This window comes from Geobacillus sp. ZGt-1 (assembly GCF_001026865.1).
GTDB lineage: Bacteria > Bacillota > Bacilli > Bacillales > Anoxybacillaceae > Geobacillus > Geobacillus thermoleovorans.
The window spans coordinates 1-297 of the sequence record NZ_LDPD01000181.1; the positions used below are offsets into that span (position 1 = coordinate 1).

The following is a 297-nucleotide window of genomic DNA, read 5'->3' on the forward strand; positions in this document are numbered from 1 at the left end:
ACAAGGTTGTGTTTTTTCAATAATCGGTATATATATAAATTGAAATAAAGGTTTTCTCCCGTTCCACGGCGAATAAATACAAAGAGAAAATAGGGGAACGGAGAGAAAATATGATGCCAAATCACAAAGACGAGATCGAAAAGTTGTCCACTGCCATGAAAGAAGCAAAAAGTAAACGAGCATATGAACGCTACCAAGCGATTTATCTTCATTTGCAGGGATATACCAAAGGAGAAATCGCAACGATTATTGGTCGATCCAAGAAAACTATTTATAACTATATAGGTTGTAATAAAG

Annotated in this window: 1 protein-coding gene; it reads left to right on the forward strand. The window is 35.0% G+C overall.

Annotated features, from left to right (window positions below; genetic code table 11):
* Positions 1 to 110: 110 nt before the first annotated feature.
* Positions 111 to 297, forward strand: a 187-nt coding sequence (locus tag VU18_RS16440; RefSeq protein ID WP_047758575.1) for a helix-turn-helix domain-containing protein, incomplete at its 3' end; no start/stop codon positions are given.